General features: G+C 73.3%; 13 protein-coding genes. 10 read left to right on the forward strand and 3 right to left on the reverse strand.

Features of this window, described 5'->3' with window-relative positions; all coding sequences use genetic code 11:
- Positions 1-26: 26 nt before the first annotated feature.
- Positions 27-656, reverse strand: coding sequence for a lysophospholipid acyltransferase family protein (locus tag IF89_RS0121595; protein ID WP_037696105.1), 630 nt, complete (start codon positions 654-656; stop codon positions 27-29).
- Between the two features lie 307 nt (positions 657-963).
- Between IF89_RS0121595 and IF89_RS0121600 the strand changes: the two genes are divergently transcribed.
- The 3 genes from IF89_RS0121600 (at position 964) to IF89_RS0121610 (ending at position 3,296) form a co-directional block, all read left to right on the forward strand.
- Positions 964-2,130 carry a glycerophosphodiester phosphodiesterase gene (locus IF89_RS0121600; RefSeq protein ID WP_030770542.1) on the forward strand — a complete coding sequence of 389 codons (1,167 nt, stop codon included), beginning with the start codon at positions 964-966 and terminating at the stop codon, positions 2,128-2,130.
- Positions 2,131-2,203: 73 nt separating this feature from the next.
- Complete coding sequence (locus IF89_RS42265; RefSeq protein WP_078628431.1) at positions 2,204-2,752, forward strand: sigma-70 family RNA polymerase sigma factor; 549 nt, start codon at positions 2,204-2,206, stop codon at positions 2,750-2,752.
- A gap of 37 nt (positions 2,753-2,789) precedes the next feature.
- On the forward strand, positions 2,790-3,296 hold the full coding sequence (locus IF89_RS0121610) for a GNAT family N-acetyltransferase (RefSeq protein WP_030770548.1): 507 nt from the start codon (positions 2,790-2,792) through the stop codon (positions 3,294-3,296).
- A 12-nt stretch (positions 3,297-3,308) separates the two neighbouring features.
- On the opposite strand, the gene IF89_RS0121615 is transcribed toward IF89_RS0121610, so the two are convergent.
- Together IF89_RS0121615 and IF89_RS0121620 are read right to left on the reverse strand one after the other, a co-directional pair.
- Positions 3,309-3,737: a hypothetical protein gene (locus tag IF89_RS0121615; RefSeq protein ID WP_030770550.1), complete on the reverse strand. Its 429-nt coding sequence runs from the start codon at positions 3,735-3,737 to the stop codon at positions 3,309-3,311.
- Entirely contained in the window at positions 3,730-4,098 is a 369-nt protein-coding gene (locus IF89_RS0121620) for a hypothetical protein (RefSeq protein WP_030770552.1), read from the reverse strand. The genes IF89_RS0121615 and IF89_RS0121620 overlap by 8 nt, the downstream gene beginning before the upstream one ends.
- Before the next feature lie 600 nt (positions 4,099-4,698).
- On the opposite strand from IF89_RS0121620, the gene IF89_RS0121625 reads away from it, so the two are divergent.
- The 7 genes from IF89_RS0121625 (at position 4,699) to cobA (ending at position 14,979) form a co-directional block, all read left to right on the forward strand.
- Positions 4,699-5,772, forward strand: coding sequence for a methionine ABC transporter ATP-binding protein (locus IF89_RS0121625; RefSeq protein WP_030770555.1), 1,074 nt, complete (start codon positions 4,699-4,701; stop codon positions 5,770-5,772).
- A complete protein-coding gene (locus IF89_RS0121630) occupies positions 5,769-6,437 on the forward strand; it encodes a methionine ABC transporter permease (RefSeq protein WP_030770558.1) in 669 nt (222 codons plus the stop codon). The genes IF89_RS0121625 and IF89_RS0121630 overlap by 4 nt, the downstream gene beginning before the upstream one ends.
- 107 nt (positions 6,438-6,544) lie before the next feature.
- Entirely contained in the window at positions 6,545-7,408 is an 864-nt protein-coding gene (locus IF89_RS0121635) for a MetQ/NlpA family ABC transporter substrate-binding protein (protein WP_030770560.1), read from the forward strand.
- Between the two features lie 230 nt (positions 7,409-7,638).
- On the forward strand, positions 7,639-8,361 hold the full coding sequence (locus tag IF89_RS0121640; protein ID WP_043194232.1) for a GNAT family N-acetyltransferase: 723 nt from the start codon (positions 7,639-7,641) through the stop codon (positions 8,359-8,361).
- A gap of 70 nt (positions 8,362-8,431) precedes the next feature.
- Positions 8,432-9,634, forward strand: a complete 1,203-nt coding sequence (gene cbiE, locus IF89_RS0121645; RefSeq protein ID WP_030770564.1) for a precorrin-6y C5,15-methyltransferase (decarboxylating) subunit CbiE — start codon at positions 8,432-8,434, stop codon at positions 9,632-9,634.
- Between the two features lie 274 nt (positions 9,635-9,908).
- Positions 9,909-13,118 carry a nicotinate-nucleotide--dimethylbenzimidazole phosphoribosyltransferase gene (gene cobT / locus IF89_RS0121650; protein WP_030770567.1) on the forward strand — a complete coding sequence of 1,070 codons (3,210 nt, stop codon included), beginning with the start codon at positions 9,909-9,911 and terminating at the stop codon, positions 13,116-13,118.
- A gap of 625 nt (positions 13,119-13,743) precedes the next feature.
- The gene (gene cobA, locus IF89_RS0121655) at positions 13,744-14,979 is read left to right on the forward strand and encodes a uroporphyrinogen-III C-methyltransferase (protein ID WP_030770569.1); all 1,236 of its coding nucleotides are present in this window, start codon (positions 13,744-13,746) and stop codon (positions 14,977-14,979) included.
- Positions 14,980-15,011: the final 32 nt, after the last annotated feature.

Below are 15,011 nucleotides of genomic sequence, written 5' to 3' on the forward strand. Positions count from 1 at the left end.
CGCGGGAACCCGGGGGCGCCGGCCGGTCAGGCCGCCTTCGCCTTGGTCGCGTACATGTCGACGTACTCCTGGCCCGACAGGCGCATGACCTCGGCCATCACCGAGTCCGTGACGGCGCGCAGCACGTACCGGTCACGGTCCATGCCCTCGTAGCGGGAGAACTCCATCGGCTCGCCGAAGCGGACCGTGACCCGGCCCGGGCGCGGCATGCCGGCGCCGCCGGGCTGGAGCTTGTCGGTGCCGATCATCGCGAACGGCACCACGGGGGCGCCGGTCATCAGGGTGAGGCGGGCGATGCCGGTGCGCCCGCGGTACAGCCGGCCGTCGGGGGAGCGGGTGCCCTCGGGGTAGATGCCGAAGATCTTGCCCTCTTCGAGGATCCTGCGGCCGGTCATCAGGGCCGCGACGCCGCCGTTGGCCCCGTCACGGTCGACCGGGATCATGCCGGAGCCGGTGAAGAACCACGCCATGAGCCGGCCCTTGAGCCCCTTGCCGGTCACGTACTCGTCCTTGCCGATGAAGTGCACCGTGCGGTCGCAGACCAGCGGCAGGATCATGGAGTCGATGAACGTGAGGTGGTTGCCCGCCAGAATCACCGGTCCCGAGCCGGGGATGTTCTCGACGCCCTCCACGCGGGTGCGGAACATCGTGCGCATGACCGGTCCGACAGTGGCTTTGATGAGCTTCGTACGGAACAACGTGGGCCCTCCGGCATCGAAAAGCGGCTCGCGCACCCACCACTCGGCAGTAGCGCAGGTGAGGACGATACTCGCGGGTCAGCTCCGAGCGCACATCGGGTTCACGTGTCGGATACGTATTGTTGACGCGCGTTTTCGCCAAGTTCCCCGGATGTGCCTGCGACGCACCCCCTGCGGCCACCCCCGTCCGCCTACCATCGGCACGCCGATCACGGCCTTCATGCTTCACGGCCCCCGGGGGCCTTCACGACGAGGAGTGGCACTCATGGCGCAGGGCGGGGCAGCGCGGCGCACGGTCCTGGGGGCGGCCGCGGTGGCGGCCGGGGCGGGGATCATCGGACTCGGCGCGGGGCCGGCCGCCGCCTCCGGCGGGGGCGCCGGCCCCGGCCGCGGCTTCCGCGACCTTCCGTACCCCACCGTCATCGGCCACCGGGGTGCCAGCGGCTACCGGCCGGAACACACCCTCGGCTCCTACCAGCTGGCCCTCGACCTGGGGGCCGACGTCATCGAGCAGGACCTGGTGCCCACCCGCGACGGCCACCTGGTGTGCCGTCACGAGAACGAGATAGGCGGGACCACCGACGTCGCCGACCACCCCGAGTTCGCCGCCCGGCGCACCACCAAGTCAGTCGACGGGGTCCCGGTCACCGGCTGGTTCACCGAGGACTTCACCCTCGCCGAGCTGAAGACCCTGCGCGCGAAGGAACGGATTCCCGCCGTCCGCCAGCGCAACACGCTCTACGACGGCCACTGGGCCGTCCCCACCTTCGAAGAGGTGCTCCGCTGGGCCGATCGCGAGGGCCGCCGCCGCGGCGAGCGCGTCTGGCTGCACGTCGAGACCAAGCACCCCAGCTACTTCCGCGGCCTCGGCCTCGGGCTGGAGGAGCCCCTCGCCCGGCTGCTGCGCCGGTACCGGCGCGACGGCCGGGACGCCGCCGTCTTCCTGCAGTCCTTCGAACCCTCCAGCATCCAGCGGCTCTCCCGGCTGGTCTCCGCGCCCCGTGTGGTCCTGCTGTCCGCCGCCGGCACCCGCCCCTGGGACTTCGAGCAGGCCGGGGATCCGCGGACGGTCGCGGACCTGGTCAAGCCCGAGGGGCTGAGGTGGATCGCCGGGTTCGCCCAGGGCATCGGCCCCACCATGGACCTCATCCTGCCGCGCGACGCGGCCGGCCGGCTCGGGGCGCCCACCACCCTGGTGAAGGACGCCCACGCCCACGGGCTGCTGCTGCACCCCTACACCGCGCGCAACGAGAACAGCTTCCTGTCGGCCGAGTACCGCAAGGGGACGGACCCGGCGGCGTACGGGGACGCCCTCGGCGCCTTCCGTACCTACTTCGCGCAAGGCATCGACGGGATCTTCACCGACAATCCGGACACCGGACTGCTCGCGGCCGAGGCCTTCCGGCCGGGCCGACGCCCCGTCAACGACTGAGCGCCGCTTCCCGAACGAGTGGCCCGCGCCGGGTGGGGAAACCGCCGGGCGCGGACCGCTCGTCCCGCTCGGCATGGACCTGCTGAAGGACCCCGACCTCGTCAACGAACTGGGCCCGCTGCTCTCCGCGGAGGCGGCGGCGGAGGCCCCGGCCGCCGGAGTGGACGCCGCCGACCTGGAACAAGCCGTCTGGGTCAGGCTGCTGGAGAGCGGCCGGCGCGCACCCGATCCCGCCGACCCGGCCGAGCCGGCCCGCTGGCTGCGCCGCGCGGTACGGGCCGAGGCCCGGGTCGCCCGGCGCCGCACCCGGCGGGAGATCCCCTACGACCACCGGCCGCGCAGCGATGCCGGCTCCGGCCCCGGGACCGCACCCGAAGACGCCCTGCTGCACGGCGAGGAGCACCGCGCCCTCCGATCGGCCGTCGCCCGGTTGCCCGGACGCTGCCCCGAGCTGATGAAGGCACTTCTTTCGCCCAGAGACCTCACATACCGTGAAATCGCAGGAGAGTTGGGTATCTCACAAGGAAGTTTAGGGCCCGTGCGTTCCCGTTGCCTGGGATGTCTGCGCAGAATGCTCGCGGCAGAGGTTGCGGCTCCTGGCCTTCGGGGAAGGGAGCGGTAGACCAACGGGCTACCAGGTGAGCTGGAGGCATGCGCACATGGGCATGAGCGTGACCATTTCGGCGGCGGTCGCCGAGGACGCCGAGCAGATCTTCAAACTCCAGTACCTCGCCTTCCAGCGCGAGGCCGAGCTGTACGGCAACTACCTCATCCAGCCGCTCACCCAGTCCCTGGACTCCCTCAAGGGCGAACTCGCTACCGACACCGTCCTCGTGGCCCGGCTCGGCGACGAGATCGTCGGAACCGTGCGCGGCAGCGTGGACGACGAGGGAACCGCCAAGATCGCCAAGCTCTGCGTCCACCCGCGCCTGCAGGGCCACGGGCTCGGCGCCCGGCTGCTGCGCGCCGTGGAGGAGGCTCTCGCGGGCCCCGGCACCGCCACCCGCTTCCGCCTGCACACCGGTCACAAGAGCGAGTCCAACCTGCGCCTCTACCGCAAGGCCGGCTACGTCACGGTCGGTGGGCGCACCGCGTCCGACGGGGTGCAGCTGGTCATCCTGGAGAAAGAGGCCAAGAATCCCACCGACTTCGCGGTCAGCGCCTGAGCCGGGCCCCGCTCAGCGCCTGCGCAGCCAGAGCATCCCGGTGATCGGCAGGATCACCGGGATGAACAGGTAGCCCATGCCGAACTGCGACCAGACGGTCGTGTCGGGGAAGGACTCCGGTCGCAGCAGCGTCCACGTGCCCACGGCCAGGACGCCCGCCAGCTCGGCGGCGCAGCAGAACAGCGCCGCCCGGCGCGCCCTCTCCCCGCCACGCACGAGGGAGTACGTGATGAAGGCGTAGGCGAGCGCAGCCAGCGCCGACAGCGAGTAGGCCAGCGGCGCCCGGCCGAACTCGGTCGAGATCTGGTAGGCCGACCGCGAGACCGCGCCCACCACCATCACCCCGTACAGCCACACCAGGAGCAGTCCCGGCCCGGAGACCAGCCGCTTGCGTCCGGTGGCAGTGGCCTCCGACGTCGTCCCCGTCTCGGTCTCAGGCACCAGTGGTTCCCCAGATGTCGTAGAGCCGTACTTCGAGGACGGCGAGGACGACCGCGCCCGCGGCCACCGTCACCGACCCCCACTTGGTCCGCTCGGTCAGCGACAGCAGCCCGGCGGCCGGCACCGCGGCGAACGCGCCGAGCAGGTACGCCACGAAGATCACTGCGCCCTCGTCGGGCTTCTCGCCCCTGGCCAGCTGGACCAGCCCGATCACCAGCTGGGCCAGGACCAGCACGGTCACGACGGCCATGCCGATGAAGTGCCAGTCCTTGGTCGGCTGGTCCCGCAGCGCGGCGAAACCGCACCAGGCGGCGAGGGCGAGTGCGGCCACGCCGATGGCGACCGTCAGGGCGTCGAGCATGCTGCGAGGGTATTACGGGCCGGCAGACCCCCCGCGCGCGCCCCTTCCCGTACGCCGGCCCGCGCCCGGCCGCCGCGGCCCGCCGGCTCCCGTGGTCTTGACCACAGGGATCCGCCCCGCAGCCCTCCGCAGTGGCGTCGGGCCGCCCTCCCCCCGAGGGCCTCCGTGGCGCGTCCGTGCAGGTCAGCGGCAAGTTCGGCAGAGCGGGAAGGACGGACGCGTTGCACCGGTGTGGTCCGGTATGCGGCCGCATTCCGTCCGGTATGCGGACAGTTTTGATCGGTCAGGGGATACGTCTGCTTTACTGGGGCCCATGACCACGACGAGCAGCCGCACCCTTGCGACCGAGGCGACGATGACGCCCGGTGCTCGCTGTATGTGTCGAATGTGCGCCTTCTGAGGGCCCCTTCCTGAGCCTCGCGCCCCGAAGCGAGACCGGCCGGCCGTACGTCACCGCTTGAGGGACGGCACGGCCCACTCATGCCCCGCGCACGCGTCGAAGCCATCGATTTCCGACGGTTCGTCCCGTATCGCGTCCCAGATGTTTGCCCCGTGCCCGGCACCCCGCTGCGCCGCGCACTCGACAGCGACGGAATTCCTGTGATCACCACATCGGGCCTCACGAAGGTCTACCAGTCCCGTGGCCGCGAGGTCACCGCCCTGGACGGCGTCGACCTGCACGTCCGCGAGGGCGAGGTCTACGGAGTCATCGGCCAGAGCGGCGCCGGCAAGTCGTCCCTGATCCGCTGCGTGAACCTGCTGGAGCGCCCCACCACCGGCACCGTCCACGTCGACGGCGTCGACCTCACCGCCCTCGCCGGCCGCGGCCGCCGTGCCGGCAAGGAGCTGCGCGAGGCCCGCAGCCGCATCGGGATGGTCTTCCAGCACTTCAACCTGCTGTCCTCGCGCACCGTCCAGGCCAACATCGAGCTGCCCCTGGAGATCCTCGGCGTCTCCGGCCGTGAGCGCTCCCGCAAGGCCCTCGAACTCCTCGACCTCGTCGGCCTCGCCGACAAGGCGAAGGCCTACCCCGCCCAGCTCTCCGGCGGCCAGAAGCAGCGCGTCGGCATCGCCCGCGCCCTGGCCGGCGACCCCAAGGTGCTGCTCTCCGACGAGGCCACCAGCGCCCTCGACCCCGAGACCACCCGCTCCATCCTGAAACTGCTGCGCGACCTCAACCAGCAGCTCGGCCTCACCGTGCTGCTCATCACGCACGAGATGGACGTCGTCAAGACCGTCTGCGACTCGGCCGCCCTGATGAAGAAGGGCCGGATCGTCGAGTCCGGCACCGTCGCCGAACTGCTCGCCACCCCCGGCTCCGAACTGGCCGGCGAGCTGTTCCCGGTGACCGGCTCCGCCTCCGGCCCCGACCGCACCGTCGTCGACGTCACCTTCCACGGCGAGGCCGCCGCCCAGCCGGTCGTCTCACAGCTCTCGCGCACGTACAACGTCGACATCTCGATCCTCGGCGCCGCCATGGACACCGTGGCCGGCCGGCTCATCGGCCGCATGCGCATCGAACTGCCCGGCCGCTACGAGGACAACGTCGTGCCCGTCGGCTTCCTGCGCGAGCAGGGCCTCCAGGTCGACGTCGTCGACACGGCCGACGGGATCGACGACGAACTGACCGAGCTGACCGAGCTGGCCGAGCTGGCCGAGGATGGTGCCAAGTGACCTGGTCCGAGATGCAGCCCCTGCTCACCCAGGGCACCTACGACACCCTCTACATGGTGCTGTGGTCCACCCTGGTGACCGTCCTCGGCGGACTGCCCGTCGGCATCCTGCTCGTCCTCACCGACAAGGGCGGCCTGCTGCAGAACCAGCCGGTCAACAAGGTCCTCGGCGTGATCGTGAACATAGGCCGCTCGCTGCCGTTCATCATCCTGCTGATCTTCCTGATCCCGGTCACCACCACGGTCGTCGGCACCTTCATCGGCCCCACCGCCATGATCGTCCCGCTCGCCATCGGCGCCGTCCCCTTCTTCGCCCGGCTCGTCGAGACCGCCGTCCGCGAGGTGGACCACGGCCTCGTCGAAGCCGTCGAGTCCATGGGCGGCGGCGTCCCCACCCTGGTCGGCAAGGTCCTCCTCCCGCAGGCCCTGCCCTCCCTGGTCGCGGGCGTCACCACCACGGTCATCACCCTCGTCGGCTACTCCGCCATGGCGGGCGCCGTCGGCGGCGAAGGACTCGGCTCCAAGGCCATCACGTACGGCTTCCAGCGTTTCGAGACCGGCTTCATGGTCGCCACCGTCGTGGTCCTCATCGCCATCGTCACGGTGGTCCAGCTGATCGGCGACGGCGTCGTACGCCTCCTGGCCCGCCGCGGCCGGACGGCCTGACCCCCGGGCCACCGCCCCCCTGATGTCCCCCACAGAGCCCGCACTTGTCGTGCTTGGGCCGCCACCAGCAAGTCCTCGGTACTTGTTCAGCAAGAAAGGCACTCTTCGTGCGTAAGAACACCAAGCTCACCGCCCTCGCCGCCACCGCCACCGCGCTGACCCTGGGCCTCACCGCCTGCGGCAGCTCCTCCGACCCGTCCTCCGCCAAGGGCGACGGCGGCACGGCCGACGAGAGCAAGCCGCTCGTCATCGCGGCATCCCCGAGCCCCCACGCCGACGTCCTGAACTTCGTCAAGGACAAGCTCGCGGCCAAGGAGGGCCTCAAGCTGGAGGTCAAGGAGTTCACGGACTACGTCCTGCCCAACACCGCCACCGAGCAGGGCCAGGTCGACGGCAACTACTTCCAGCACAAGCCGTACCTCGACGACTTCAACAAGAAGAACAACACCCACGTCGTCCCCGTGGTGAACGTGCACCTGGAGCCCCTCGGCCTGTACTCCAAGAAGGTCAAGGCACTCTCCGACATCAAGGCCGGCCAGACCATCGCCGTCCCCAACGACACCACCAACGAGGGCCGCGCGCTCCAGCTGCTGGCCGCGAACAACCTGATCACCCTCAAGGAGGGCGTCGGCACCAGCGCCAAGCTGTCCGACATCACCGACAAGAAGGGTCTGGAGTTCAAGGAGCTGGAGGCCGCCACCGTCCCGCGCGCCCTCAGCGACGTGGACGCCGCGGTCATCAACGGCAACTACGCCATCGAGGCCGACCTGTCGCCCGCCAAGGACGCGCTCGCCCTGGAGAAGGCCGAGGGCAACCCGTACGCCAACTTCCTCGCGGTCAAGGAAGGCAACCAGAACGACCCGCGGGTCCAGAAGCTCGCGAAGCTCCTGAACTCCGACGACGTCAGGAAGTTCATCGAGGAGAAGTACCAGGGCTCGGTCGTCCCGGCCTTCGGCACCCCCGCCTCCTGACCCGCCGCCCGACCCGTCGGGCGCCCAGCCGTCAGGCATCTCGGCCCCGCACGCCCCTGTCGGCGCGCGGGGCCGAGTCCCGCCCGCCCGGGGGCAACCCGGCCCTGCACATCCCCCGGTCGATGCTGCATGCTGTGGCTTACGACCTGTGCACGGTCCCGCACGAACGGTTCCGCACCACGGTCGCCTCGCACCACGGTCGCACCACGTTCTCAGGCATGGAGCAGCGCATGACTACCACCTTCCCGGACGTCACCATCAGCACGGAACGGCTGGTGCTGCGCCCGTTCGAGGAGGAGGACATCACCGCGCTCGCCGAGATGATGAACGACGAGAACATCACCGCCTGGACCTCCGCACCGCACCCCTACACCCGCGCCGACGCACACGCCTGGGCCACCCGGGACTCCCACGCCGAACGCGCCGAAGGCCGCGGCATCGTCTTCGCCGTCACCGAATTCCTCACCCAGCGCCTCGTCGGCATCGTCCACCTCCGCAACACCAACTGGCGCACCCGCGCCACCGAGGTCGGCTACGTCACCGCGCCCTGGGCCCGCGGCGAGGGCTACGCGAGCGAGTCCGTCCTCGCCGTCGCCCAGTGGCTCTTCCGCGAGCAGGGGTTCGAGCGCCTCGAACTGCGCACCGCCGCCGACAACACCGCCTCCCAGCAGGTCGCCCAGAAGATCGGCTGCATCAGCGAGGGCGTCCTGCGCAACGCCTGGACCGTACGGACGCAGACCCCCGACGGCAGCTGGACCGACAGCCGCACCGACCTCATCGTCTGGAGCCTCCTGCCCGAGGACCTCGACGAGGGCGAGGGCTACGACGGATACGAAGGCTACGAGAGCTACGAGAGCCACGAGAGCAGCGCCCCCGGCGGACACGCCGGCGACACGGTCCCGGGACAGCGCTCCGACGCGCACGGCCACCCCGTCGGCGCCGACCGGAAATGAACCGATGAGCAGGTAGTCTCACCGTGTCCGCCCCTCCTTCCCGCCCCCCCACATCAGGAGACAGACGACGATGGCCGACCGGGTCACGGTGATCGGCTGGGACGGTTCGCCCCTCACCTCGGCCGCCCGGTCCGCGCTCTCCGCCGCCACCCTCGTGGCCGGCGCCGCCCACCACCTCGCCCTTCCCGAAGTGCCGCCCACCGCCGAGCGCATCCGCCTCGGCAGCCTGGGCCTCGCCGCCCGCCGCATCGCCGGTCACCGCGGCACCGCCGTCGTCCTCGCCGACGGCGACCCGGGCTTCTTCGGCGTCGTCCGCACCCTGCGCGCACCGGAACACGGCCTGGAGGTCGAGGTCGTCCCCGCCGTCTCCTCCGTCGCGGCCGCCTTCGCCCGCGCCGGCATGCCCTGGGACGACGCCCAGGTGGTCGTCGCCCAGCCCCGCACCCTGCGGCGCGCCGTCAACGTCTGCCGAGCCCACCCCAAGGTCGCCGTCCTCACCTCGCCCGGCGCCGGCCCCGCCGAACTCGCCCTGCTCCTCGACGGGGTCCACCGCACCTTCGTCGTCTGCGAGGAACTCGGCACGGACCGCGAGCAGGTGAGCGTCCTCACCTCCGACAAGGCCGCCGACCACAACTGGCGCGACCCGAACGTCGTCATCGTCATCGGCGGCGCCGGCCAGACCCCGTCCGCCGACCCCGCCTGGCTGCTCGGCCAGAGCGCCGCCCACGGCGCGGACCGCGGCTGGGCCCGGCCCCAGACCGGTGCGGGGGGAGGGGAGTCGGCACTGCTGCACGCGGCCCAACTCGCCCGGCTCGGACCGCGCACCGGCGACCTCGTCTGGGACATCGGCACCGGCTCCGGCGGCGTGGCCGTGGACGCGGCGGCCCTCGGCGCGGCCGTCATCGCCGTGGACAGCGACCCCGGGGCCGGCGAGCGCGTCACCGCCGCCGCCCGCAAGCGGGGCGTGCAGCTGCAGTTCGTCGCCGGGCGGGCACCCCACGTCCTGGAGAACCTGCCCGAACCGGACGTCGTCCGCGTCGGCGGCGGCGGTGCCGAGGTCGTCGCCGCCGTCGCCGACCGCCGCCCCGAACGGATCGTCAGCCACGCCTCCACCCGCGACGAGGCGGAAGCCGTCGGCAGGGTACTCACCGAACACGGTTACGACGTCGAGTGCGCGCTCCTCCAGGCCGTCGGCCTGGACCCCCGCACCTGGGCCGAACAGGACCGTTCCGTCGTGTTCCTCCTGGCAGCTCAGCGCCCTGTGACCCGCTGAGACGAGGGCCGGGGTAGGCTGGCCGATCGTCGTACCGCGCGGACGCTCCGGGCATCACGACACGGCCTGGACGCGCGACGTGGCGCAGTCCACAGAGGACCGTGGTGGTTATGGCCGCCACGGCCGCCAACGGGCGCGACAATGCTTACTGGTTGTCGTGCAGGCGCACGTGGGACGGACTCGTCGCACCCGCGACACCGCACGGCAACTCCGCTCGGAGGCCTCGTGGGCGACCGGGTGATCGAAGAGGCAACACGATGGGCGAGGGGTAAGCATGACTGACACCGGCCAGGTCCCGGGCGAGGGTCACCCGGACAGCACGGGCATGGTGGATCAGCAGGGCATCCCCGCCCCGGTCCAGATCCCGCCCCCGATGCCCGGCTACGCCTTCCAGGACCTCATGGACAATCCGGCCGAGCCGGAGGACGAAGAACTCCTGCTGATGCCGAGCGCCCAGGGATCCTGGAGCGACCCGCAGGTCGTCCCGCCGGCCCCCGCCTTCCCGGTCGAGCCCCAGCACGCCGAACCGCAGACCTACGCCGACGCCTCCTACGGCGCCGGGACCGCCTACGCCGGCGCGCCGACGGCCTACCCCGAGCCCGCCGCGTACGGCGACTTCGCCCAGCCCGCCGCCTTCCCCGAGGGCGCCTACAGCGCCGGCGCCCACGAGACCGGCGGCCGGGACTCCGGCGCGCTCGACCTCGGCGGGCTCGTCGTCCCGCCGCCCGCCGCGCCGGTGGCCCCCGCAGCCCCGGTCCGCCGCCCGCTGCACATGGGTCCGCCCGTGCCCGACGCCACTGGTGGAGTCGTACGGTCCCTCGCGGACCGCGGCCCGGCCGCTGCGCCCGCGCCGGCCGCCCCGACCCCCGCCCCGGCGCCCACGACCCCGCTCCACCAGGCCGGACCCCCGACCCTCGGGCCCGAGTACCTGGACGTGCCGCGTACCGAGGCCGCGCAGGAACCGGCCCCGGCCGCCCCGCAGCAGCTCGGCGAGGTCCCGCCGCAGGGCGGGACGCCGTGGGCGGAGCAGGCCAACGCGCCCGAGCAGGCCGCGGCGCCCGAGCAGGTGCCCGCCGAGGCAGCGCAGGCTGCCGAGCCGGTGGCGGCCCCCGAGCCCGTCCAGGCCGGCGCGGAGCCGGAGCCGGAGCAGGTGCAGGCGCCCGCAGAAACGGTGGCTCGGCCCGCGCAGCCCGACGCCGCACCGGCCGAGGCGGTCGCCCCCGCGGAAGCCCCGGCGGGGGAGACCCCCGAACCGGTTGCGGTCGAGGCGCCCGCCGTCGTACCCGAACAGGCGGCCCCGGCCGAGCACGCCGTGGGCGCCGAGCAGGCCGCGGGCGCCGAGCCGGTCGAAGCCGCAGCAGCAGCCGCAGCCGTCGCCGTCGAGCCGGTCCAGCAGCCGGCCGAGGACGCCGGCGTGCCGGCCGAGCCGGTCGCCGTGGAGCCGGTGGCCGTCGAGCCGGTCGGTGCGGCGCAGGTGGCCGTGGAGCCGGTGCCGGCCGCCGAGGAGGAGCCGGCCGAGCCCGCCGCGCCCGAGCCGGTCCAGCCGCAGCCGGTGGCGGTCGCCCCCGGGGAACCCGCCGAGCCGTCCTCGGCCGCAGAGCCGCAGCCGGCCGCGGTGGTCGCCGCCGAGCAGCCGGCCGAGCAGCCCGCCGTGGCCGTCGCCGCCGAGGCGCCGACCGAGGCGCCGACCGAGGCCGAGCCCGCAGCGCAGTCCGAGGCCGAGGCGCCCGCTGCGGTCGAGCCCGCCGCCGGCGACCCGGCCCCCGGCTACGACGACGCCGAGCGCGAGGCCGTCCTGCGCGTGATGCGCGAACGCCGCGACATCCGCAAGGGCTTCCGCACCGACCCGATCCCGCACGAGGTGCTGCTCCGCGTCCTGGAGGCGGCCCACACCGCCCCCAGCGTCGGACACTCCCAGCCCTGGGACTTCGTCGTCATCCGCTCGGCCGAGACGCGCCGGACGATGCACGAGCTCGCCCAGCGCCAGCGCGAGGCCTACGCCAAGTCGCTGCCCAAGGGCCGGGCCAAGCAGTTCAAGGAACTCAAGATCGAGGCCATCCTCGACACCCCGGTGAACATCGTCGTCACCGCCGACCCCACCCGCGGCGGCCGCCACACCCTCGGCCGGCACACCCAGCCGCAGATGGCCCCGTACTCCTCGGCCCTCGCCGTCGAGAACCTCTGGCTCGCCGCGCGCGCCGAAGGCCTCGGCGTCGGCTGGGTCAGCTTCTTCGACGAGCGCGAGATGGTCCGCGAGCTCGGCCTGCCCGAGCACCTGGAGGTCGTCGCGTACCTGTGCGTCGGCTACGTCGACGAGTTCCCCGAGGAGCCGGAGCTGGCCCAGGCCGGCTGGTCGCAGCGCCGCCCGCTCTCCTGGGTGGTCCACGAGGAGACCTACGGCCGCCGCGCGCTGCCCGGTGAGGAGCCGCACGACCTGCTCTCCGAGACGGTCGCCAGCATCCGTCCGCTCGACGCCAAGGCACTCGGCGAGGCCTGGGAGCGGCAGAAGCGCATGACCAAGCCCGCGGGCGCGCTGGGCATGCTGGAGATCATCTCCGCCCAGCTGGCCGGTCTGTCCCGGGTCTGCCCCCCGCCGATCCCGGAGCCGGCCGCGGTCGCGATCTTCGCGGGCGACCACGGCGTGCACGCCCAGGGCGTCACCCCGTGGCCGCAGGAGGTCACCACGCAGATGGTGGCCAACTTCCTCGGCGGCGGCGCGGTCTGCAACGCCTTCGCCAACCAGGTGGGAGCCGAGGTCTGCGTGATCGACGTCGGCGTCGCGGGCGACCTCCCGGCCACCCCGGGCCTGCTGCCCCGCAAGATCCGTCCCGGCACCGCAGACCTGTCCACCGGTGCGGCGATGACCCGCGAAGAGGCCGTCGCCGCCATCGAGGTCGGCATCGAGACGGCCCGCGACCTCGTCGCGGCGGGCAACAAGGCCCTCCTCACGGGCGAGATGGGCATCGCGAACACGACGGTCTCCGCGGCCCTCATCTCCGTCTTCACCGGCGCCGACCCGTCGGAGGTCACCGGCCGGGGCACCGGCATCAACGACGAGACGCACGCCCGCAAGGTCGAGGTCGTTCGCCGCGCCCTCGAACTCCACCAGCCCGACCCGGCGGACCCGATCGGCGTCCTCGCCGCGATCGGCGGCCTGGAGCACGCGGCGATCGTTGGCCTCCTGCTCGGCGCCGCCTCCCTGCGTACGCCGGTCATCCTGGACGGCGTCAGCGCCGGAGCCGCCGCGCTCGCGGCCCGGGCCATCGCGCCCGAGTCGCTGTCGGCCTGCATCGCGGGCCACCGCAGTGCGGAGCCGGGGCACGTGGCCGCCCTGAACAAGCTGGGCCTGCGCCCGCTGGTCGACCTGGACCTCCGCCTCGGCGAGGGCACGGGCGCCCTGCTGGCCCTGCCGCTGGTGCAGAGCGCGGCCCGCGCGATGCACGAGGTCGCGACGTTCGACTCGGCGGGCGTGACGGAGAAGTAACCCCGCCCTCCCCGACGAGGCGCCCCTCCACACGGCGCCCCCGGTGGCGGGCGGGGCGTCGGCGGGCATTGCCCCGCCCTCCCCGTCGCGGCGGGGCTCCGCCCCCGGCGCCTCGATCGCCGACGGGTACCGGCCGGGCGGGGCTCGACCCCGCCCGGCCGAACGCCTCACTCGCCGGCGGTGCCGGATTCCGGAGCCCTGTACCGCCCCCGCGCTCCGTCGTTGGCGGTCCTTGGTGCCGGCCTCCGCCCCCGCCCGTCCCGGATGCCCCGCCCGCCGGGCCCGGCTCGCGGGACAGGGTGCTGCGGGCGGCACCGCTGTGCGCACCCTGCCCGCCGTCTCCGCAGGCGGCGCGGCGCACGGGCCCATCGGCCCCGGTGCCGCCGGCACCCTCCGCGCCTTACCGGGTACGTCCGAGCCCCGTCGGCGGTCCCGGTCGCGCGGACCCGGCCCGGCGGCGTAGAAGTGCGGGTTCCGGCAGGGGCCACCGCCGCCCCCGTCCGTACCGCGGGACGGCCCGCGCCGTATGGTGGACCCGCACCGCATCACCGCACGTCAGCATTCCCGCCGCTCCAGAGCCGCAGCGGCACGACAGAACGACTGCCGCATCAGGAGCCGCACCAGCATGGCCGACATTCCCGCCTACCCCGTAGGACTCCGCCTCGCCGGCCGCCGCGTCGTCGTCATCGGCGGTGGCCAGGTCGCCCAGCGTCGCCTCCCCGCGCTCGTCGCGGCCGGCGCCGACGTCCTGCTCGTCTCGCCCTCCGCCACCCCCTCCGTGGACGCCATGGCCGAGACCGGCGAGATCCGCTGGGAGCGCCGCCGCTACCAGGACGGCGACCTCGCCGGAGCCTGGTACGCCCTCATCGCCACCCAGCACCGCGACGTGAACGAGCAGGCCTCGGCCGAGGCCGAGCGCGAGCGCGTCTGGTGCGTGCGCGCCGACGACGCCTCCGCCGCCACCGCCTGGACCCCCGCCACCGGCCGCATCGAGGGCGTCACCGTCGCCGTACTGACCGGCAACGACCCGCGCCGCTCCGCCGCCGTGCGGGACGCCGTCGTCGAGGGCCTGCGCGACGGCAGCCTCGCCGCCCCCGGCCACCGCCACAGGTCCACCCCGGGCGTCGCCCTCGTCGGCGGCGGCCCCGGCGACCCGGACCTGATCACCGTGCGCGGCCGCCGCCTCCTCGCCGAGGCCGACGTGGTCATCGCCGACCGGCTCGGCCCGCGCGACCTGCTCGACGAACTCCCGCCGCACGTCGAGGTCATCGACGCCGCGAAGATCCCGTACGGCCGGTTCATGGCCCAGGAGGCCATCAACAACGCGCTGGTCGAGCACGCCAAGGCCGGCAAGGCCGTGGTCAGGCTCAAGGGCGGGGACCCGTACGTCTTCGGGCGGGGCATGGAAGAGCTGCAGGCCCTCGCCGAGGCGGGGATCGCCTGCACCGTGGTGCCGGGCATCTCCAGTTCCATCTCGGTCCCCGCGGCCGTCGGCATCCCGGTCACCCACCGGGGCGTGGCCCACGAGTTCACCGTGGTCAGCGGCCACGTCGGCCCCGACGACCCGCGGTCCCTGGTGGACTGGGCCTCCCTCGCCAAGCTCACCGGCACCCTCGTGGTCCTCATGGGCGTCGACAAGATCGGCCTGATCGCCGAGGCGCTGATCCGCCACGGCCGCTCCGCCGACACCCCGGTCGCCGTCGTCCAGGAGGGCACCACCGCCGCCCAGCGCCGCGTCGACGCCACTCTCGCCACCGTCGGCGAGACGGTCCGCGCCGAGGAGGTCCGGCCGCCCGCGGTCATCGTCATCGGCGAGGTCGTCCGCGTCGGGGCCCCGGACGTTCCCACCGCCAGCGCCTGACAGGCCGTTGGCACCGCACCCAGGACAAGGCA

It is taken from the genome of Streptomyces sp. NRRL F-2664 (assembly GCF_000719345.1).
Classification (GTDB): Bacteria; Actinomycetota; Actinomycetes; order Streptomycetales; family Streptomycetaceae; genus Streptomyces.

Coding starts and splice junctions, on each gene's coding strand:
- IF89_RS42265 (WP_078628431.1), top strand. CDS start 2,204: ATGGACCTGCTGAAGGACCCCGACCTCGTCAACGAACTGGGCCCGCTG.
- IF89_RS0121595 (WP_037696105.1), bottom strand. CDS start 656: ATGCGCACGATGTTCCGCACCCGCGTGGAGGGCGTCGAGAACATCCCC.
- cobT (WP_030770567.1), top strand. CDS start 9,909: ATGACTGACACCGGCCAGGTCCCGGGCGAGGGTCACCCGGACAGCACG.
- IF89_RS0121610 (WP_030770548.1), top strand. CDS start 2,790: ATGGGCATGAGCGTGACCATTTCGGCGGCGGTCGCCGAGGACGCCGAG.
- IF89_RS0121620 (WP_030770552.1), bottom strand. CDS start 4,098: ATGCTCGACGCCCTGACGGTCGCCATCGGCGTGGCCGCACTCGCCCTC.
- IF89_RS0121600 (WP_030770542.1), top strand. CDS start 964: ATGGCGCAGGGCGGGGCAGCGCGGCGCACGGTCCTGGGGGCGGCCGCG.
- cobA (WP_030770569.1), top strand. CDS start 13,744: ATGGCCGACATTCCCGCCTACCCCGTAGGACTCCGCCTCGCCGGCCGC.
- cbiE (WP_030770564.1), top strand. CDS start 8,432: ATGGCCGACCGGGTCACGGTGATCGGCTGGGACGGTTCGCCCCTCACC.
- IF89_RS0121640 (WP_043194232.1), top strand. CDS start 7,639: ATGACTACCACCTTCCCGGACGTCACCATCAGCACGGAACGGCTGGTG.